Annotated in this window: 12 protein-coding genes; 2 read left to right on the top strand and 10 right to left on the bottom strand. The window is 42.8% G+C overall.

Going from position 1 to position 22451, the window contains the following annotated elements; genetic code table 11:
- Nucleotides 1-3: 3 nt before the first annotated feature.
- Nucleotides 4-1926, bottom strand: a complete 1923-nt coding sequence (locus A1D16_RS01990; protein ID WP_290707260.1) for a transglutaminase-like domain-containing protein — start codon at nucleotides 1924-1926, stop codon at nucleotides 4-6.
- Nucleotides 1923-5213 carry a tetratricopeptide repeat protein gene (locus A1D16_RS01985; protein ID WP_290707258.1) on the bottom strand — a complete coding sequence of 1097 codons (3291 nt, stop codon included), beginning with the start codon at nucleotides 5211-5213 and terminating at the stop codon, nucleotides 1923-1925. The genes A1D16_RS01990 and A1D16_RS01985 overlap by 4 nt, the downstream gene beginning before the upstream one ends.
- Before the next feature lie 334 nt (nucleotides 5214-5547).
- Between A1D16_RS01985 and A1D16_RS01980 the strand changes: the two genes are divergently transcribed.
- The gene (locus A1D16_RS01980; protein ID WP_290707256.1) at nucleotides 5548-7245 is read left to right on the top strand and encodes a CocE/NonD family hydrolase; all 1698 of its coding nucleotides are present in this window, start codon (nucleotides 5548-5550) and stop codon (nucleotides 7243-7245) included.
- A 161-nt stretch (nucleotides 7246-7406) separates the two neighbouring features.
- Complete coding sequence (locus A1D16_RS01975) at nucleotides 7407-8384, top strand: fasciclin domain-containing protein (protein ID WP_290707254.1); 978 nt, start codon at nucleotides 7407-7409, stop codon at nucleotides 8382-8384.
- Between the two features lie 117 nt (nucleotides 8385-8501).
- On the opposite strand, the gene A1D16_RS01970 is transcribed toward A1D16_RS01975, so the two are convergent.
- The 8 genes from A1D16_RS01970 to A1D16_RS01935 all read right to left on the bottom strand — a co-directional run.
- Nucleotides 8502-9887, bottom strand: coding sequence for an alpha-L-fucosidase (locus A1D16_RS01970; protein WP_290707252.1), 1386 nt, complete (start codon nucleotides 9885-9887; stop codon nucleotides 8502-8504).
- 56 nt (nucleotides 9888-9943) lie between these two features.
- Nucleotides 9944-13237: a VCBS repeat-containing protein gene (locus A1D16_RS01965; RefSeq protein ID WP_290707250.1), complete on the bottom strand. Its 3294-nt coding sequence runs from the start codon at nucleotides 13235-13237 to the stop codon at nucleotides 9944-9946.
- A 173-nt stretch (nucleotides 13238-13410) separates the two neighbouring features.
- Nucleotides 13411-14982: a RagB/SusD family nutrient uptake outer membrane protein gene (locus A1D16_RS01960; RefSeq protein WP_290707248.1), complete on the bottom strand. Its 1572-nt coding sequence runs from the start codon at nucleotides 14980-14982 to the stop codon at nucleotides 13411-13413.
- Between the two features lie 11 nt (nucleotides 14983-14993).
- Complete coding sequence (locus A1D16_RS01955; RefSeq protein ID WP_290707246.1) at nucleotides 14994-18335, bottom strand: TonB-dependent receptor; 3342 nt, start codon at nucleotides 18333-18335, stop codon at nucleotides 14994-14996.
- Nucleotides 18336-18595: 260 nt separating this feature from the next.
- Nucleotides 18596-19765, bottom strand: coding sequence for a FecR domain-containing protein (locus A1D16_RS01950; RefSeq protein WP_290707244.1), 1170 nt, complete (start codon nucleotides 19763-19765; stop codon nucleotides 18596-18598).
- A 136-nt stretch (nucleotides 19766-19901) separates the two neighbouring features.
- Nucleotides 19902-20486, bottom strand: a complete 585-nt coding sequence (locus A1D16_RS01945; RefSeq protein ID WP_290707242.1) for an RNA polymerase sigma-70 factor — start codon at nucleotides 20484-20486, stop codon at nucleotides 19902-19904.
- 29 nt (nucleotides 20487-20515) lie between these two features.
- Nucleotides 20516-21805: a DUF3472 domain-containing protein gene (locus A1D16_RS01940; RefSeq protein ID WP_290707240.1), complete on the bottom strand. Its 1290-nt coding sequence runs from the start codon at nucleotides 21803-21805 to the stop codon at nucleotides 20516-20518.
- 400 nt (nucleotides 21806-22205) lie between these two features.
- On the bottom strand, nucleotides 22206-22451 hold a 246-nt coding region (locus A1D16_RS01935), incomplete at its 5' end, for a helix-turn-helix domain-containing protein (protein ID WP_290707237.1).

Raw genomic sequence — 22451 nt, 5'->3', positions numbered from 1 at the left:
TTCCTAAATTTTTGAAATACTGATAGATTCTTTGTATTGCGGGAAAAGATGTTCTAAAACCTCGTTCCAATCCTTGAATTGGTCAGGCTGTAGGAGCAAATGATCGTTATAAAATTCCTGGCTTAGAATAAGTGTGTTGTTTTTCTGTTCATACTTCAACTCAAAGCCCCAGCTTTTATTCTGAAAAGATTTTCCCTTTGGAAGGTAGGACACCTTGTAGCCTTCCGGAATAGTCAGCACAGTAACAAACCGCTTAATATACCGGAAATCAAATTCCATTGGGATGCCGCGTTTAGGATAGTCAATCTCCTGGTGCTCAAACAGTTTTACCAGATTCAGGTTAATATACCATTCATCAGCTAATTTTCTGGCATAGTTGTCGAGCTCAAAACTGCCACTAAGAGTAACCCGTTCATTCCCTGTATCATTATTGATCTGGAAATTGGAAAGTCGGAATTTGTTAGAACCACGTTTAAAATAGTTCCGCATAAATTCTTCCTTTTCTTTTTCGCTGTGGTAATTTAAAATATTGCGTGTATTCATTGAAAAATAGCCGCTTAATTGCTGTTTAATGGAACCTTGAATTCCTTTATCAGTAAACTGAAGAAAACAGGTATCAACAAGCGTACTTACCGGTTTTGGGGGAGACGGTACGGTTACGATCTTATACTGCTCTGGCCCCAGGGCTATCATTGCTTCTTTGCCCTGAATATGGGAAGAGGGTATTCCAAAAAAACAGGTGGCATCTGTACCGTCTAAAAAAATGAATTCATCCTCTTTTAGCTGTATGGCACAGATCATATGGTTGGCGACGATGGGCAATGGTGTTTTCCGGTAGGTATAGGGTAGAGATCGTGTACCAATCCAGGTATAATAGGCAGGAATATCCGCTGCATTCAGCATCACGGTAAGGATGCTGCTCATATCCTTACAATCACCAAAACGCCTAGCGCAAACAAGGTTAGCGTCACGAGGTATAAACCCTTCCATACCCGCCTCAAAAGCAATGTATTTAATCTGCTCCTGTACCCATCGATAAATGCGCCGGGCTTTGGCCTCTTTGGTAGATGCTCCCTGTATAAGAGAATCTACCAGTTTTCTGAGTTCGGGCCCAATTTCCTTATTGATATCCTTAATAAAGCTAAAATTAAGTTTGTATAATGCATTGGTATCAGCCAGGTAAGCAATTTCATTTCCTTTAGAATTCTTGTATTTCTCTATATAAAAGAGCACGTGGGGTGAATAATACGAAGCACCAGGAGCATCTGCATACTGCTGCACCGGGTCAAGGTCTTTTACCTGGAATTTATAGGTGATCTCATTGCCGCGTTTTGATTCAGTAAATACAATTTTATCTGTATTAAGACCCTGCAATTGAAATTTAACCGACATGTCTTTGGGGAAACTAACCATCATTTCATTGAGCACAACAGGTATTCTACGACCAAAATAGTGGGGAGATAGCAGGTAGGGCTTTTTATGGATAATTTTTTGGTTCAGCACACCAATGGCACCCGTTCCGATTGCAGGAAAATCAAAAACAGTTTCCTTAACATCATCGTAAAAGACACTGCTTGACCGGGCGTCACCCGTTCTGAAGTTAGTTACCCTAATTTTCTTCTTGTCGGCTGTTTGGGTATAAGCGGCATATTCAACAACATCATGAAAACCACTTTGCGTAAAACCATAGCGGCTCATGTAGGTAGCAGCGGTGGTAGATAGGTACATTAGTTGCTCATTTTCCCTGCTTTCTACAAAAGGCTCATCGTCTTTGATCGTTATTCGGTATTGTGTGCTACTATTTAAAACAACGGCTTCATGCCCCGGATACCGGCTTCTTAATTCTTCTGGCTTTTGCGCAAACGTATTTGCGGGAAACCAGTATACGGTTAGGCAACCCAATACTATTGTAATTACTTGTTTCATTTCACCTCCAATAATAATCCGTAATAATACAACCTACTCTGTTTCAGTTTCCCGGCATCGTCGTAAAATCTTACTTCACCATGCAGATCGTCGTCGTAATAATTGCCTTCCTCCTTTAGTATTCCCTTGCTGTTGTATTCTTTGTAAGACCCGTGCAAATTGTTTTGCACATAATTGTACTGACTCCGTATTTTTCCATCTTCAAAATACTTAGTAGAAAGGCCTTCTGTTTCGCCGAATACCTCCTTGTCTGTAAGCATGATTTTACCGTTGGGGTGATATAACGTATACGCGCCGTTCAATTTACCATCTACATATACCATGGAGGCAGAAGGATGGCCATTTTGGTAGAAAGCGTTCAGTGTACCATTTCCTAAGGTAAGTGGAATTTCAGGCAAAAGTTGTCCATTCTTATCCAAATAACTATAACCGGTTTTTACACCCTCTTTGTATCGAAGCTGGTACATCAGGCTGCCGTCTTCGGCATAGCGCTTATAGAGGCCGTGCCGATCATTATTCTTCATTTCTATTTCTGTATCTAACTTGCCATTTGCATGATAATACAGGGTTTTACCCTCCAGTTTATCCGATTTATAGGTTTCAATGGAATAAAGTTTACCCTCAGCAGTATAGAACTTCCAGGTTCCAACTTTCTCATTCATGAAATAATTACCTTCAACACGCAGCTTTCCTCCATAACTGTAGGCAGTATAATTACTGTCTAGTAATCCATGTTTATAGAATTGCTGGATTTTCAAGGAACCATCCGGATAATATGCTTTATAAGGGCCATTGATTTCATGGTTTACATAAACACATTCACTGGATAACTTACCATTTGGATAACGGGAAATAAATTTACCGTTGCCATTTTCCAGCTTTACCGTATTAATAACAACTCCAGTTGTATCATATTCTGTCATTGATACCAACTGATCTTTATGAAAGAGATAGGTAGTGTTAATCCGTCCATTTGGCCAATAATCGTTTTTAAGGCCATTGCGCTCATTATTCAGGTAAGCCGATTTGGACAGTAGCTTACCGTGCTTGTTATAGTTCAGCCAGGTACCTTGCAACATATCAGCTTCGTACCAGCCCTCTTCCCGAATTCCCCCGGCAGAATACCAGGAACTGTAATACCCGTTTCTGGAGTTGTTAACATAGTCAACTTCATAGCTTTTATTGGCGCTTTCATGGTAAGCGGTAGTAGGGCCGTTCAATTCGCCTTGTGTATAGGTTTCTATCAGTCGTTCTTTGCCAGACCCAAAATAATAGCGCTTGGTTCCGTGCACCTGGCCTTTTTCTCCATACGGAACAAGGGCTTGCCGGGCACCTTCCGGACCATAAGTAAGCAAATCAAGCCGGCCTTTTTTTAACTCCGAAATACTGATCTGTTTGCCGGTTTTGTCAAAATAGCGGCCGGATTTCAATCTGTCATTATCGAAACTAAGGGTAGAAAATAGTTTTTCATCCTCATCGAAATAATTCACATCACCGGTAGTTTTTCCATTTTTATTCAGGTAACGATAGGCCAGTTTTCCGTTTTCATGATAAGAAACATATTCCCCTTCCAGAACACCTTTATCGTACTGTTCAATAGATTGCAATTGTCCGTTTTCATAATATCTTTTAAGTGTTCCTACCAGTTTTCCAAGCGCATAGCTACCTTCAGCAACCAGTACACCCTCGCTATTCCAGCTTTTGAAGTTGCCGTTTAATTCATTATCAGAATAAGCCCCCTCCGTTTCGACACGACCATTCAGATGAAATGTTTTAGCAGATCCCTGCCGCTTTCCGTTTACGTAGGATTCTTCCAATTGAATCGGACCTGCTCTATAAAACGACTTTTTTATACCATGTAGTTTTCCATTGCTATAAGGCTCCAGGGTTTTGGTTACACCATTGGAATAATAGCTGGTGTACATACCCTCTGCTTCCCCGTTTTTATAGGGAGCAATGGATTCAAGGGCTCCTGATTCAGCATAATAGGTTTGAATTCCATCCTGCTTACCATTCTGGTAAAACTCGATAGCTTTTTGTTTCCCGTTGAAATAATAATAGGAAAACTTACCGTCTCTTTCGCCTTTATCGGTAAACTGGCCTTCCGATTTTTTATTTCCACTCGTATAATAAAATATCCAGGGACCGGTAGGCAATGATTTATCTTTAACAACACCTTTTCCGTATAATCCTTCATCTGTAAACTGATAGCAGGCATAATCATAACTACGCTTCGTAAACTGAATTTCGCGGGAAGCCCTGATAAGATGCAGGTATTGAATAATATCTGTCTTCAAAACATCGATATCCTTTTTTTTCCTTCTGTTAAACTCCTGTATAGCGGGCAGATTAACATTAGAAAAAATATGGTTTACAAAATATTCAAATTTTTTATCCGTATATATTTTCTTATAGAGCGGTACATAGTACTGCATATAATAATCCCGGTCGTTTTCATCAAACGCAAGTTTTTCAAAAACTACCTGTATTTGCCGAGAAATAAAATCATCCAGCCCAATAATTATCTTATAGTTTTTATCAAGGGCAATTTTAGAGAGTAGAATTTGCTCCACCAATTGAAAATTACCGGAAGGTTGTTCGGTTCGATCGGCATGTAGTTTGGTAATTTCATCGGTACTTTTTGCTATTTCGCTAAGAATATTAATGGCATTTTTCGAAAAATTGTTACTCGGTTCAACCGTTAGGCTGGCGAGCATACATAAAAACCCCGGTAACACTTTGCCCTGGTTAAGGGCCGCCAGCCCGAGCTTGAGATGTACACTGGCAGAATAGGGGTTTATTAGGGCTGCTTTTTGTAATACCTCTTCGGCTTCGCGGTATCTTTTCATCCTGATCAATGTTGTACCCTTGTTTATGTAAAGGTTGGTATAGGCCGGATATACCTGCATAGCCGAATCAAAAATATGCAAGGCCTTATCTGGCTGGTTACTATAGTCATACAAGGCTCCGTAAAGTGCAAGGAATTCCGGGTCGCGTTCCGGGTTTGATCGGTCGGTTAGTCCCTTTTCGCAATAGCTTAATCCACGGCTATACTGGCTATCGGCAGTACAGGTCAGGGCGCTTTCATAGAGGGCTAATACATAATTGGTATCTCCTACCGGAACTTTCTCAAATTCCCGGAGGGCCTCCTTGAAATTACCGTTGTCATACAATTTAATGCCGGCTTGAATGATTTCACCGGAATTGAGGCGTTCAGCTTTTTGTTGGGAAAACGATAGGAGAAAACACGTACAAAGTACGATAGATAAGGTTATTCGATGCATCATTACTACTACGGTCTTTGGTGAAAGTTAGGCGTAATCGGTTTAGAACGATCATTTTTAAGTATTAGTATGCAGGCAATGGCATGCCCAGTTTTTTTAATAATTTTTAATCTCCTTATAATATACATAGGCTTCCAACAGAGCTACCAAAGCTTTGAAATGCTTGCCGGATGCCTTTCTGCTTTAGTATAGGTCTGTTCAAATGCTGTTTATGTATTGGAACATAGCTGAACCCTGGGCCCTAAAATAGGTATCAATATCGTAGTTTTAAGGATGCTTTTACACAGCGGATACCCCTGATTTAAGCGAGACTCCTACCAGTTCAAAAAAAACCAACATGAGCAAACTAGCTGCCAGTAAATTATTTTTCCTGATTTTGACCAGCTTTACCATGGCATTTGGACAGGATACCGTTACTGCCAAGCAGGTATATTTAATGGAGGATAGCGTATTGATTCCGACCCGGAGCGGAATTCCTCTATCAGCCATCATTGTGCGAAAAAAAGCTGATAAAACACCCCTGCCGGCCCTGCTTTTTTATACCACCTATTACCAGGGAGCAGGGGATGCTATATTCGGTAAGCGATCTGCAGACAGAGAGTATGTAGGTATAGTGGCGTATGCCAGGGGTATCCGCACCAATCTTCAGTACTACCAGCCTTTTGAAAACGAAGGCACAGATATTTATGATATCATCGACTGGATCAGCAGGCAGCCCTGGTGTAATGGAGCTGTTGGGATGTTTGGCGGAAGTTATACAGGCTTTTCACAATGGGCTGCTGTTAAAAAACCCCACCCGGCTTTAAAAACCATTGTACCCCAGGTAGCAGTAATGCCCGGATTTGATTTTCCTATGGAAAACAATGTTCCCTTATCGCATATACTGAGCTGGAGCAACGACAATATATACAAGAATAAGCCACTACCGAGAGGTTTGCCTTTTGACTATTTTAATACAGGAATAGCTTACAATAAACTCGACAGTATGGCAGGCGTTGAAAATCCAATTTTTCAAAAATGGCTGGCTCATCCTGCCTACGATTCCTATTGGCAATCTAAAGTTCCAACTTCAGATGAATATGCTTTGATCAACCTGCCGATTTTATCAACAACCGGTTATTATGATGGTTCGCAGTTAAGTGCCCTGCAGTATTTCAAATGGCATACCAGGTATAACAAAAATGCCGATCATTATTTTGTAATTGGTCCGTATGACCACTGGGGCGGGCAGCGTAACCCAACTAAAAATTTGATGGGGTATGAAATAGACAGTGTAGCCTCCGTTAACATGATGAATTTAGCATATGACTGGCTTGACTATGTATTAAAAGGGAAGCCCAAGCCTGCTCTGCTGAAAGGTAAATTCAATTACCAGGTAATGGGAGCCAATGAATGGAGGCATGCTTCATCACTTGATCAGATCAGTTCGGACACTTTAACCTTCTACCTGAATAATACAAAACTGGATACCCGCAAACCCAGGAAGAAAAATTATCAGTTACAAGTGGTGGATTTTAAAGACAGAGAGCATCAAAACAATTATTTCACCCCTTCCATCGTATTTGACTCGCTTGATGTCAGCAATGGTCTAGTATTTACATCCGCGCCCTTTCAGCAAGAATTGATACTATCCGGATCATTTACCGGAAGCCTGTTAGCCACGATCAACAAAAAAGACATGGATGTTTCGATGGCATTGTATGAATGGAGGGCAGACGGCAGTTATTTCTTCCTGACCCGATACGTAGGCCGCGCCAGTTTCTCCAGGGATAACACCCGGCGACAACTCCTGGAACCATACAGGCAGGAAACCATTAATTTCGATCGCACCAGGTTTGTCAGCAAAAAAATCAATGCAGGCAGCAGATTGGTAGTTTTATTAAATATCAATAAACACCCTTTTGAAATGATCAACTACGGATCTGGCAAGCCCTGTGCAGAAGAAACAATCCATGATGCAGGTGAACCCTTGCAGATAAAATGGCACAATAAGAGTTTCATTAAAATTCCGGTTCTAAGGAACAGCAACCCATAAAATTTAAATCTTAACGATTCGAACGCAGCAGCAGCGAAGAATGCAGCAACAATGCAGGGATCGCCGCCAAACCTGCACGGTTCACGCCTGAGATTCAACACTTCACTCCCCTGTTAAAATCTTAACAATTGTTTTGGCTGTAATAGTTCAAACTCTTTGCTATGCTAAACAAAACCATTGTACAAACTGTCTGCAGGTGGGCCTTGCCATTACTTGCCATTTTATTTATTACCGGTTGTCAGAAAATGGGCCCTATTCCTCCACCCTGGAAGAACCAGGCCAAGAAAAAAACGATTTGGGAACTCGCGTCATCAGACGGGCGTTTTAGCCTGCTAAAAGCGGCTGTAGCACGTGCAGGCTTGGTACCTGCATTAAACGATAAAAAAGCCAGGTTAACGGTATTTGCACCAACGGATGATGCATTTAAAGCTGCCGGTTACAAAACAGTTGCCGATATTGCCAAAGCACCCGCAGATGCATTGAAATCGATTTTATTATACCATTTTATCAGTGATGAGCTGTTTGCAGCAGAGATACCGCAGGCAAGCAATACTCCGGTACGAAGTGAAAACGGCCAACCTTTGTATGTTACGCGTACCAATGCCGGTAATGTATTTATCAACGGTGTAAAAGTGATCATTGCCGATATTGATTGTTCCAATGGAGTAATCCATGTGGTAGACCGTGTATTAATTCCTGCCCCGGGTACAATCGTAGCGCTTGCAGCGGCTAATCCCAATCTGAGTTTGCTGGTTGCTGCCGTATTACGGGCCGGCGCCAGCGGTACAGATGTTGCGGCTATACTTGGCAGCGATGGTCCGTTTACGGTTTTCGCCCCCACCAACCAGGCTTTTGTAGCTGCAGGCTTACCCTCTGTGGAAGCTATTAATACTACTGATCCGTCCTTTTTGTTAAATATCCTGGCCTATCATGTACTTGTAGGAACGCGGGTCTTCAGTTCTGATCTTGTAAACGGGGCTAGTGTTGAAACCTTCCAGGGTGGCAGCTTAAAAATCAGCCTGGGATCCACCGCCACAGTAAAGGGGAATTCAAATACAGCTGCGTCGAAAATTATTCTAACCGACCTGGTAGCTACCAATGGGGTGGTGCATGTGATTGACCAGGTATTACTACCCTGATAGTACTTTATACAGTAAGCTACAACCACTCCATTCACTACTACTCATTCTCCTAAAACTTAGGCGAGTAGTTAATGAGTGGAGTGGTTGATGAGCTGCGGCCTAGCTCCGCCCCTATTAGTTACCAGTCATTTTTAGTTTTAGTTTCACCACCTGCACACCATCCGACAGGGAAGCTATTTTTTCCGGCAATAGCAGCTTTAGTTTTCCCTCCCCTGCCGGGGTGAATGAAATGGGCAAGGCCGTTTCCAGCATACTGCATGTTTCAATATCTTCCGCATTGAAGGGCAGTACCAACGCCGGGTTAGCTTGCGGACTTATCAGCGCTATATATATATTGTTTCCGGAGGCTGTTTTCTTTTCCGTAGCAACCACTCCTTTAGGCATCTCTTTATGAACCGGTACGGCCCCATAAATAGCTTCGCCGTTTGCAACCATCCAGCCGCCCATTTCCCGAAGCCGACGAATGGCCATTGGGGGAATTGTGCCGTCGGCTTTCGGGCCGATGTTCAGCAAATAGTTGCCGCCCTTTGACGTATTACTTACCAGGTAACCCATCATTTCACTGGCAGGTTTCCAATTATAGTCTTTGGCATGCCAGCCCCAGGACTCTACCATGGTAGCCGGAGTTTGCCAGGGACGCTGTTGCAACTCGTTGGGGTACGAGTTATCCATCATTTCCAGGAAATCGATGTCATTACCCGGGCTAAGCCAGGATATACGCCCGTTGATCAGGCAGTTCGGTGCCTGTTTACGTATTAAAGCAATCAACTCATCGCGTCGTTTATCGGATATAAACAGTTTTTCCTGCTCATCGCCCCAGGTATCGAACCAGAAAAGATCGGGGTGATAACGCTGAATCAGTTCACTAACCTGCGGAAGACATTTTTCTTTCCAGTATTTTTCAAAATCGGCCTCTTTTTTTTGAGGCAGCCAGGAGGGAACTGCTCCTCCCGGATGATCCCAATCTTCGCAATGCGAATAATAAAAACCAAACTTCAATCCATATTTTCGACAAGCTTTCGCCAAATCTCCCAATAAATCTTTTTTATAGGGTGTGCTGCCCAGATCATAGGTCGACACCTTGGAATCCCACAACGCAAACCCATCATGGTGCTTGGCCGTAATTACAAAATACCGCATACCGGCGTTTCTGGCTTCAAGTATCCAGGCATCGGCGTCAAACTCAACCGGGTTGAACTGTTTTACCAGTTTGCGATATTCCTCTTTTGGCACTTCCAGGCGCTGCTGTATCCACTCAGCATACCAGCTATTACCATTTTTTAAGCTGGTGTCGGGAAGGGTGTGCCCATTATAACTTCCGCCCAGAATACTATACAAACCCCAGTGTACAAACATGCCAAACCGGGCTTCCTTAAACCAATCCGCCCGTTGAGTGGAAGGGCTTTGTGCTTTCGACGATAGGGCACCCAAAAAACTGCAGCAAATAGCTATCAGAAACAGTTGCTTACCACTGTAGATTATTGCGCCTTTATTATTCATATTCATTTTATTTTACAGGATCAGGATATAGCCATGCCGCTTCGCTAAGATATACCTTAATTCCTACCACCGATAGCTGCCCTACTTCCTTGTACTACCAATTGAACGGAATCGTTGTTTTTTGCTACTACAAAAACGGCACGGTTGTTTTCTCCATGAATTTCCTGGATAGACCGAACATCTCCATCCAGCCAAAGCCCGGAATGAGAAGGATACACCGGTGCAAAATCAAGTTCTCCTTTACCCAGCAATAACCATCCAAAACCTGCATCCATTTTGCCCCATTGAACTCTCCAGGGATAATAGTTGCCACCCACCAAAAGATCGGGGATACCATCGGAATTAAAGTCTCTGCAAACAATTCCATTTACCGGCGAAAACTGAACTTCCACTGGTAAATTTTTCAGCCTAAAACCATTGCCGGTATTTTCAAATAATACAGAGCGTAATTCTTTTACCTCCAATTTATGTGCAGCACTCATTTGTTCGGAAGAAAGCAGGTCTTTTTGCTGTGCCTTTGCATAGGTTTCGTATCGTAAAAATTTCTTTTTTAAAGAGGGCAACTGATCTGTAATCTCATCAAGGGAGGCAACCGGAACCGAAATGCCCTGGTTATAATAAAAAAGCAGTGGATCAATTGAACCATTTTTATCAAAGTCGTCATAGACCAAACTCAGGGGGTGTTCGACAGTTGTTTTAAACTGGAAATTATACCCCTTGTTACCTGCCACCAGGTCAAGATCGCCATCCCTGTCTAAATCAACTGCTGCAATAGCGCTCCACCATCCGGCAGTTTCTGCAAGCCCTCTCTTTTTTGTAACATCCTGCAGGCTGCCCTTATTATTCTCAAAAGCCATAACCGGCATAAACTCACCGGCAAGTACCAGGTCTGGCCAGGAATCCTTATTTAAATCGCCCCACACGGCGCTGGTGATCATTCCCGGATTTCTAAGCAGTTTTTCCGGTTGTTCAGATGCATAGACAAAGGCTATTTTATTTCCTTTTGTTTCATTCCGAACCAGGTAGCTAACCGGTACAAGGGGATATTTTCCAGGAACTGTGCTTCCGGCAAAGAAAAAATCAGGATCTCCGTCCTTATCATAATCAGCCACGGCAATACTGGTACTCATTGAAGCAAGAACAGGCAGGGAATTAGTTGATTTTTCATACCGGCCTTTTCCATCGTTTACATATAAAATCGTTTGGTAGTGTGGAGCATTTTCAGCGGCTCCTTTACCCATTCCGCTAACCAGTAGATCGGCATCTCCATCAGTATCCACGTCTATAAATACCATGGCCCCATATCGGCTAAAGCCGTCACTAACCCAGGGCTGCGATTCTGAAAGAGTAAATTTAAAATTAGTACGCTGCAAAAAAAGTTGTCCCGGCTGAAGATCGTTGCCGCCAACAAAAATATCTTCCAACCCATCTCCATTAATATCAGCTTTTGCCAAAAAAGGACCCGGACGCGAGACCTGATAAGGAAGCAACACCTGCTTTTTAAAATCTACTAATTGAACGTTTTCTTTGTGAACAAAATTGAGACCTGCTTCCTTTGTAATATCAACAAATAAAGCTGCCGCATCTTCCCTGTGAATAGGATCCTGTAACCGGGTATTGGTGTAATCAATAAGCAGGGTGGTATCCGCTTTTACTTTATTGAGAAGTGTTAGTTTATTATCTGGCCACTGAATTTCAATTTTATCAATAACGGAATCATTTCCTATGCCAAAATGCAATACCGGCTCCATGGAAGAAAGATACCCCTGTACCGGGTACAATTCACGATACTGAGTAGAACTGCCAATGGTCAATTTTGCTTTGGTTCCAATACCAAAACTATTACCAGCTGTACCTTTGAATCTAAGCTTAATGAAATGATGCTTGCTTTTTTGATCGGCGTTGTTTTTGTAAACGCCTGCTTGCTGGTTGATATTATTGACAATCAAATCCATATCCCCATCATTATCCAGGTCACCAAAAGCGGCTCCATTTGAAATAGTGGGCATTTCAACACCCCATTCTGTTGACTTATCCTCAAACGACAGGTTTCCCTTATTTGAATACAGGTAGTTATGAATCCTGGTTGATTTTAACTGTTTGACCAGTTCCCAGGTTTTGAGTTTTATTCCTTCTCTTCTTGCCTTTGCATCGGCCTCTGCGTAGGTGTATTTGAGGAAATCCATATTGGTAAAATCACGCAGGTACCCGTTTGTTATGAAAATATCCTTCCAGCCATTATTATCAAAATCTACCAGGAGCGGCGACCAGCTCCAGTCGGTAGTGGAGATTCCGGTTAATTGCCCGATTTCGCTGAAGCGGGGAAACCCATGGGGATCATTCCCCTGGTTCAGCTGTAACATATTTCTCATATTCTGATGGTGAAAACCACTGTCCACCAACAGGGTGTAATAGTCATATCCATCCGGACCTTTTAATAATTTTTGGCGGTAATTATCCTCTGGCAGCATATCCAGTGTTATTAAATCAAGCAGGTTATCGTTGTTGAGGTCTTCCATACCGCATCCCATCGAAAACTGCGAGATATGTCCAAAGCTTTCTTTAGTAACTTCCCGAAAGCTACCATCCCCGTTGTTTAAATACAGGTAATCCTGTTCATTATAATCGTTTGTAACGTAGATATCGGGCCAGCCATCAGCATTTATATCACCGGTAGCAACACCCAGTCCAAAATTTGCACCACCGCCAAAAATTCCGGCCTCTTCACTTATATCTATAAATTTTCCTTTATCATTTCTATACAGCCTGTTGCCAAACTTAGGATGCCGGAGGGTGCGTAATTTTTTAGAATTGAAAAACACATTGTAAAACATATCAGCATGGTTAACCAGGAATGCATCCAGGTCACCATCTCTGTCCATATCAAAAAATGCGCACTGGGTGGAAAAACTTCCAGGAGCATCGAGCCCGTATTCCGCGGCCTTTTCTGAAAATACAGGAATGCCATTTTTGCTGCCTGTATTGATATACAATTCATTCTTTCTTTCCAGATCCGTACCTGGTCCGGAATAACAAACATACAGATCCAGTAATCCATCGGAATTGATATCAACCATGGACACACCGGTTTTCCACTTATTCCTTCCTGCTACGCCTGCCTTTCCGGTGATATCTTCAAACTTAAGCTCGCCCTTATTAAGAAATAATTTATTGGGCACCATATTTCCGATTAAGAAAATATCCTGGAGACCATCCTGGTTTATATCACCAATAGCAACGCCGCCTCCATTATACAAATATTCATAGGTCATAATATTCAAGGAGTCATTTTCTGAAACCTCGTTCACAAAATCAATACCGCTAGCGGAGGCTGGAAGTTCCAACAACATTGTTTCATGCTTGCGGTGGTTACAGGAAAGCATGCCAACCAATAGTGCCATTGAAAGAAGTCTGGGGTGAAAATGCATAAATGAACAATTAGATGGATTGGTCAAAAAAGACAAGTAAAACAGGACATACTGAAATCAGCTGTCCTGTTTTACCAAATCTTTCCCGAAATATTTTACCAGCCCGGATTTTGCGATAGGTTCGGATTCTTATCTCGTTCAGATTGTGGTATCGGAAATAAATAATGTTTGGAAGGATCAAAAAAACGATCTTCCCATTTATAGGGCGTGTATTTAAGTACACCGGCAATCTCTTCTATTTTCATTCCCCATACAGCTTCGTTTTCTGTAACCTCTGCCACTTTCCACCGGCGTACATCCCAGAAACGATGTTCTTCAAATGCCAATTCCACTCTTCTTTCTTTCATATACCGATCCCATGTAAGATCACTGGTCTGAAGCGCTGGCATTTCGGCTCTTTCTCTTAGTTTGTTTACCCAAATAACGGCTTCTTCGGGGTTGTTAAGCTTTAGTTGCGCTTCCGCATAATTCAGGTAAACTTCTGCAAGACGAATCAATATCCAGTGAGCTTTCCCACAAACTGCATTCGGATCAAGAACAGACTCGTCCATGAATTTGCGAAGATAGTAGCCTGTTTTTGTTGCGTCTCCATTGCCATTGGGCTTGTTTACGCCATTTTCTTTTGTATCAATTATGGCTGCTTTCCAGGTTGATCCATTGTGCAGAATGGAATAATCGAACCTGGGATCCCTGTCTGCGAATGGATTCTGGGGATTATAACCCGAGGCTGGATCTGTGATCGGTTTTCCACTTGTTTTCATGTCGTAGGCATCTACAAGATTCTGGGTAGGACAGGTACCCCCCCAACCTCCATAACTTCCTCCGACAGGTGCGTTAAAAAGATCCTGGTATCCCGAACAGTTTTTTGCCAGCAATTGCTTATCAAAAATAATTTCACTGTTATTATTATCCAGGAAAATTTTATCATAAGGCGCATGCAGGTCGTAACCGGCAGCAATTGCTTCGTCAATGGCCAGTTTTGAAGCAGTGGCTGATTCCTGATTTTTACCCGCATATAAAAGTGTTCTTCCTTTTAAAGACAGTGCAGCTACCCGGGAAGCTCGTCCTATATCGTTGCCGCTGTATTTTGCAGGAAGATTTTCTGCTGCCTTGTCTAAATCCCCCAGGATGAAATCAACCACCTCATCTGCACTGGCCCTGTCCTGTAAAAAATCATCTTCCAGGGTTAAAACGGTTGAAATCAGGGGTACTCCGCCAAATCGCTTATACAATTCAAAATAATAAAAGGCCCTTAGAAAATGTACTTCTCCTTTTAGTCTTGTAATAAGGGCATCATCTCCGGTTACATTATCAATATTAGCAAAGAAAACATTGCAATTGGTGATTTGCCGGTAACTGGAACTCCAATCGCTATTAGGCGTATTGGTCGGATCATAATCTCCCCTGTTAAACATGTGAGAAGCCGTCCAGGCATAGGAATTTTCTGCATCGCCCGAACCCGACTCAAACATATACCATCCCCGTTCAAACCCATTGGGTAAACCGGCATAAATACTGTTTACAAATAAGGTGGTATTTTCCGGGGTAGCAAAAACATCTTTGTCAGAAACAGCGTCGAGAGGGGCTTTGTCTAAAATTTCTTTGCCGCAGGAAACCGTTGTAAGCATAGCAATCAACGGTATTATATATAAGCTTAGTTTTTTCATGTCTGGCTGGTTTAAAATTGCAGGTTGATTCCGAGATTCACTACTTTTTGCTGGGGATAGGTCCATCCTCTTCCGTTCGGATATTCCGGATCAAACGTTTTGATCTGGTCGATAGTGAAAAGATTCAGCCCATTGGCAAAAATCCGTAGTCCGGTTATTGACCATTTATTGATTAATGTGGCCGGGAAATTATAGCCGATTTCCAGGTTTTTCAACCGCAGGTAATTGGCATTCTTCAGCCAAAAAGTAGATCGTTGCGTATTATTGGAAGAAGCCAGGAACAGTCTTGGGTATTTGGCGGAGGTATTATCCGGTGTCCATGAATTACCCACCCAGGACTGTAGCAGGTTTCCTCCGTTAAAAAAGGGAAAGGCGGCTTCTTCGCTCAGGTATAAATTACTATTCAACGCACCCTGGAAAAGCAGGCTGATATCAAATCCTTTATAATCAGCACCCAGTGAAAAGCCGTAGGTAGTCCAGGGATCCTGGGTTTTATCAATAACGATCCTATCCTGTCCGTTTATCTGCCCATCGTTGTTGATATCCCTGTATTTAATATCGCCCGGTTGAAGGTTACCAAACTGAGTGGGGCTTTTTTCGATTTCTTCTTCTGACTGGAATAAACCAATAGCATCGTAATACAAACCTGAACCAACCGGATGCCCGGTAGCTTTCTGGTACTCCGGCACATTGGGAGATTCTGCCCGGTAATCAATTTTACTTTTTGCAAATGCTATATTCCCTGAAATAAAATAATTCAGTTTCCCGATATGATCGCGGTAAGCCAATTCCACTTCAAAACCCCGGGTGGAAACTTTTGAAAGGTTTTCTCTTGGTAAAATTATCCCGGTATAATCAGGTACCTGCAGTACCCTTGTATCCAGGATATCCCTGGTTTTTTTAATGAAATAATCGAAGGTGAGACTTAGTTTGTTATTAAGTCCAACCGCATCAAATCCAACGTTATAGGTTTCTGCTTTTTCCCAGGTAATATCAGGATTGGCTACCACATTCGGTACAATGGTAGCCACTGGTGCATCATTCAATACATAACCTCCCGGATTGAAATTATACAGGGAGAGGTATTGAAAACGAATGATTTTATTATCGGCATCGCCAGAGAATAAAACATCGTTTCCGCGAAGGCTCCAGGAGCCCCGGAGTTTGAGGTTATCGATAAAAGAAGGTTTAAACCAGCGTTCCTTTGATAGTACCCAGCCAACAGAAGCGGCGGGGAAATATCCCAAGCGGCTATGTTCCGGAAAATTGGCAGATTTATCGGCTCTTAATGCCAGCTCTACCAGGTACTTATCTTCATAGCCATAATTTACCCTTCCAAACCAGGATTTTCTGCCATATTCTCTGGAATTACCTCCGTTCGTCAGGTTCTCATCTATATTGCCCAGATTCATGTAAGGCAAAGAGATTGCATAGTTACGCCTGAAGCCGTTTAAGGAGCTGGCAAAATAATCTTCAAATTCATACAATACCACGGCAGAAATATCATGGTTGCCGAAAGACCGTAGATAATCCAGTGTTAAGCGGCCATAACTGTTGCGGTCGTCCTGGTAGTATTCCGATAAAGAAGGGCTTTGTCCATTTGCCTGTTTTTGTTCGAATTCTCCACTGGTGGTATTTAACCTGTAGTACTTATAGGGAGTTGACCAGCTTTTACTATGCCGGTAACTTTTATCAAAGGCAAATAATCCTTCAAGAGAAAGTCCTTTTGTAATAAATGGCAGTTGGTGACGTAAGGTTAGCCTGGTTTGAAGCACATTGTTTTTATCGTCGGTAAAACCTGAGGCGTTAGAGGATTCAATGATCGGATTCTGACCGGCATTATTATAGGCACCGGCTAACAAACCATTTGAATAACGCGCTGGCCAGATGGCACCTGGCCGCAGTATATGACTGAATATAGTACCTGCGCCAACACCCGGGTAATTTCTATTTTCCTGCCTGCCCTGCAGGTCAAGAGAACCAGTGAAATTAGCGTTGATCTGGAAATCAACATTGGAGGTAAAATTATAACGCTTAAAGCTGGTTGCATTGCCTTTCCAGATTCCGTCCTGGTCAAAATATCCGGCAGATGCAAAAAAACGAACCTGCTTGGTACCACCGCGCATGGTTAGGGTATGTTGGGTTTGCGGAGACGAGGGGCGCAAACTTTCTTTGATCCAGTTGGTGTTGGGGTAGCGATCTCTGTCGGAGCCATCGAGGTATTTCTGAATGGCTTCTTCAGAAAATATGGGGGTAGCATTGGGGTTGTCGTTTTTTTGCGCCTGGTTATAGAGGCGGGCAAAATCATAGGAATTCACATACTCCGGAAGCCGGGTTGGAATCTGTAATCCATAACTACCGGTATAACCAAAACTTGTTTTTCCTGAAACCCCTCTGCGGGTAGTTACGAGAATTACGCCATTTGCCGATCTTGCTCCATAGGCAGCAGCGGCGGCATCTTTAAGAATAGAAATGCTTTCTACATCGTTGGGGTTAATCTGGCTTAAACTTCTTCCGGGAATACCATCCACGATTACAAGCGGACTATTATCACCCAAGGTACTTACGCCTCTTACCCGCAGACCTGCCCCGTCGTAACCCGGCTCACCACTTCTTTGTGTGGCTACCAGCCCGGGTAAACGACCGGCCAGGGAATTGCTTAGGTTGGTAGCCGGACTCTGCCTTAAGGTACTACCGGAAACAGTGGCCACCGACCCGGTTACGGAAATTTTCTTTTGACGGCCATAAGCTACCACTACAATTTCTTCCTGCTCCGATTCAATGGCTTTTAAGGTTAAACTTACCGGCATATCTCCCTGCACCGTAAATTCCTGGGTTTGCATTCCGACATAGGAAAAGATCAGCACCTTTGGTGTGCCGGCCGGAATAGCAATCCGGAAAAACCCATCCTGGTTGGTGGAAGTACCTATTTGTGTGCCTTTAACAACAACGGATACACCGGTTAGTGCCTGCCCGTTTTCACCTACTACTTTACCAATAACGGTATCCGCAAGCAGCTTACTATATGCTTCACGAATCAGTTCGGGGATATCCGTTTTTTCACGGACAGATTTTAATACGATGGTATTGTGAAGTATTTTAAACTCAATGGGCTGCCCTTTTAAACTTAGTTCGAGGGCCGTAGGCAGATCTGTGTCCTTTATTGACAAGGAAACCAATTGCGTACCCTTTAACAGGTCGGGATTGTACAATACATCAAATCCGGTCTGTACTTTGATCATTTGCAATACCTTATCCAGTTTAAGGTTTCTGCCGGAGAGGGTGACTTTTTGGGAGAATGACTTCGCCTGCAGATGCAGGCAAGCTACTAACAGAAACACAGTCAATTTCATATAAAGCAGCGTTTTGGATGGCAAACAATTTCCAATTCGGAAAGTATTGACCTTTACGAATTCGTTCATACTTTTGTAAAGTTTTGGTTAACAAATAAATATTCTCTGTTTGAGCTGGGAATACCCTTGTTGCCGGAACAATCATAGAATCCTGCCCCCGCAGGATTCTTTTTTTATCCGAACATGTTTATTTCTCGTTTTTATTTTCCTGTCATTAACTAATGGGGTTTGATGAATAAATAATATAGGGTAGCAACCAGTTATTTTCTATGTTGCACCAATAGTTTGTTATCCTCGATCGTTAGCTTAATACGCCCGTCCAGCTCCAGCAACTCTATTAATTCCTTTATCTGGTCTTTCTTGGATATGCTACCGGAAAAATGAATATCAGAAAGATCATCTTTATACACTATTTCAAGATTGTACCACCTGGCAACCTGCCTTAAAATCGATTGAATTTCAGCATCCTTAAATACAAATTTTCCGGTTTTCCAGGCCAGCACTTCATCCAGGTCGGGTTTTACCAGGTCAAATGAACCCGACTCTCTGGAGAAGGAAACCTGTTGTCCGGGATTCATATTTATAGCCGATTTACCGGAACGAACTTTTACCGAACCTTCAACCAGGGTTGTTTTAACTGCGTTTTCATTTTCATACGCATTGATGTTAAAACTGGTGCCAAATACTTCCACCACCTGTTCTCCAGCTTCTACCACAAAGGACTGCCGTTTGCCGGTTTTAGTATGCTTGGCCTTTCTGACCTGGAAAAAAACTTCTCCGGTAATGCTAACCTTTCTTTGCAGTTCATTAAAAGCAGTCGGAAATTTTATGGAGGAAGCAGCATTCAGCCAGGCAATAGAGCCATCCGGCAGTATTACCTGGTATTGTCCTCCATTGGGTGTAATAAGGGTATGAATTTCGCCAGCGCCTTCCTTATTGACCGGAAAATTTAGGTAGGATACCGTTCCTGCCCCAAGATCAATAAAAGGAAATTGCTTGTTCTGCCCAGCGCTGTACGACAAACTATCCAGAACCAGTTTTTCCCCGTTGGCAAGTTCTAGTACCGCCCTGTTTCTGCCCGGTGAAATTACCTGGCTCAGTGGTGCAGCTATTTTGGGTTGAGCGGAGTTATTTGTTTGGCTGAAGAACCAGGCCAGGCCACCAAAAAAAAGCAAGAAAACAGCAGCCGCAATCCACCTGTACGCCGAGATGCTAATAAGCCGGCTACCTTGTTTTGGGTTCATGGGCAGGTCGGCTACCGGAGACGAATTGTCTCTTATTAAATTCAGAATGGCAGTAGTATCCACCTTTTCTGCCTGCAGTATATCATTCGTAAGATTTTCCCGATCCGCAAGCAACTTAAGCACTTCCTGCTCCAAACCCAAGTGCTGAAGCAATTCTACCAACTCTTTGTTATCTTCTAACGGCAATCCCGAGATTAATTGATGCCGGATCAAATCCGCCACATTCAATAATTGGTCCAATCGTTTTTCGCCCATCTGGTGTTACTTTATTGTTAAAACACCGTGGATCGGACTTTGTACTATAAATTTTCAACCTTTTTTTCTAGAGGGCCAGCAATAGTATAACAAGGGTAAGTTCCATCGGGAATTTTTTCCTGATGGCTTTTCTCAGAAAGGATAAGGCTGCTGCTTTTTGATTCCGAACCGTTTGATTGGACAATTGCAGGTAGCTGGCAATTTCGTCGTTGGTCATTCTTTGTAAATAAGCGAGTACGAAGATCTGGCGTTGCTTTGGAGAAAGCTGGTCAATTTCTTTCCGAATTTCTACCAACACATCCGCATATATCAAATGCGCATCCATTTGTTCCTGCGTAAGGTACTGATTTGAAAACAGCTGATTTCTTTCTTTTTCTCTCCGCTTACTTCTAATAACGTTTAAACATTTATTTCGGGTGGTAACATATAAATACTCCTTCAATTGCTTAACCTCTTTAAAAGTTCGGTTTTGCTGCCACAGAATGGTAAAAACCTCCATTACAGTGTCTTCGGCAGCGGCGCTATCGTTTAAAATTTTATTGGCGAACCGGAGGAGAGCAGGATAATACATACGGATCAGCTGCTGCCAGGCAACAGGATCGTTTGTTTTTATCAAACTCAGGTACTCGCTGTTTGTTTCAGTTTCCATCATGTTCCGATAAATCAATTGAGTACGGTAAATCAATCCAGTGATCCAAGGTTAACAGCAGGTTGCTGCCCGGGCGCTGTTGTAGAAAACCCGGTAAAAAGTGGCGTTCGATCATTAAAAAAACCACCATTCTGCAGAAAAAAACCTTGTTCTTCAAGGCCTCCCTTATAGTCTAACCGGTATCCTTTGCGGGCGGTATTGTCGCCGGTGAAGGTAGCTTTGGTGATTTTTTTCCAATTGCCTCCTACAGTACGCACCCATTGATTGTGGTATACGGCTTTCCGCGTAATAGCCCCTGTTAACGGGTCAAAATTTTCAAGAAAGGAATGGATACGTTTTAAATAAGTAGTAGTGGCGGGTCGGTTAAAGCTTGCGATCAGTTTCCAGGTCTTATGCTCAGGTATATAAAAATACGCCGTATAATTAGTATAGCCATCCGCAACAGGCCTGGCTCTTACTAAAAACTTATAGGAAGTACCGGCTTTCCAGTTATACCTGAAAAAGCTTTGTCCGCCGGAACCCTCATTCCCGAATTCGCCGGTAGTAACACCCGGCCCTTTTTTAACCAGAATAATTTTCTGGTTGTCTGGTATTTGTTTGGGATCGTCTGTTTGAAAGGGGCTCCATACGGAAAACAAAACACGGCGTTCCGTGGGGGAGTTAACCTGTATGCCAAAATATCCTTCAGCAAAGCCATTAGCCATAAAATAGGAGCCAACCGGGTCATATCCTTCGGGCACTGTTATTTCGTTGTAAAACCATTCAATGTCCTCCGGAATTATTGAAACATCATAATTCAAATGAACGGAAGGCCCTCTCCTGCCCCAGTAATAAAAATTTCCTTCATTATTCGGTACCAGCCCCGTAGCTTCTGTTACGGCGGTTCCGGATAATTCAAATGTTTCCAGGCGGGCAAACTCCGCACCGGTTTTGGATCTGCCCTGAAGATCAATTTTCAAATACCCAGAATCTTTCACTGTAAACACACCCAGCACATAGCTGCCGCCCCATCCTTTAACAGTGGTTAATACGGTTTCTCCATTTACGGAACACTGTAGCTGGGAAACCCCCTCCGGTACATCGATTTTAGCTTTAATGCTAAGCAGCCCCGGTTGAGTGAGGTATACAAAAGTACTGAAAACGGCATCCTTTTGCCGCCAGTTCATCCAGCCGGCATTTGTTACCTGTTCAGAACCGGTACCTTTTGTAAGCCAGGAATTACCTCCCAGCGGCAGAACTAGTTTTTTTTCCTGACCATACAGGTCGGGCATTACCAGTACGATAAAACCACAGAAAATAAAATTCTTCAGTTGTTCCAGCATGCTGCACAATTTAATCGCCATCAAATACGGCATGCCACCAGAACTGCGTAATATGCCCGTGACGGGTAGTGCAATAGAAGGTAATTGACTTAAGTAAGTCCGTGTGGGATTGTATACAGGTCATAAGCAGTTAGGTGGAATCCAATATAAACTTAGCCAATTTGCGCTCCTTAGAAAACACTCAAACGTTTGCGTAAAAATTAGGGTAAACAGGTATTCTTACAAATCAGGGGCAAGTTCCGGAATCGGCCAAAAAATCGTCAATCCAGCAAAACCTACCCGATGTGCAGGCAATATTTGCGCCAGGCATCAAATTCAACCCTTTCATTATCCAACCAATCATTCGATTACTGGAATCAGTATTCGGATACGGCGAAACGGTACGAGAAAAGCCGAAAATCTATCCCTCACTTGTTTTAAGCAATTTACCCTCAATGCCCAGCACTTTATACTCGTTGGGCGATACGCCGGTTTGCTTTTTAAAAAACCGGGTAAAATAGGCAGGGTCCTCAAAACCCAGTGCATACCCAATTTCCTTTACACTTAATGTATGGTAATAAAGCTCCCTTTTAGCTTCCAGAATTACCCGGTCTGCAATGATTTCTCCGGCGGTTTTACCTGCATACTTTTTTGACAGAGCATTGAG

The sequence above is a fragment of the Flavihumibacter sp. CACIAM 22H1 genome, assembly GCF_001601815.1.
In the GTDB taxonomy this organism is placed as follows: Bacteria; Bacteroidota; Bacteroidia; order Chitinophagales; family Chitinophagaceae; genus Flavihumibacter.
Note: the sequence above shows the minus strand (reverse complement) of the source record. Positions and strands in the feature narration are given on the sequence as shown.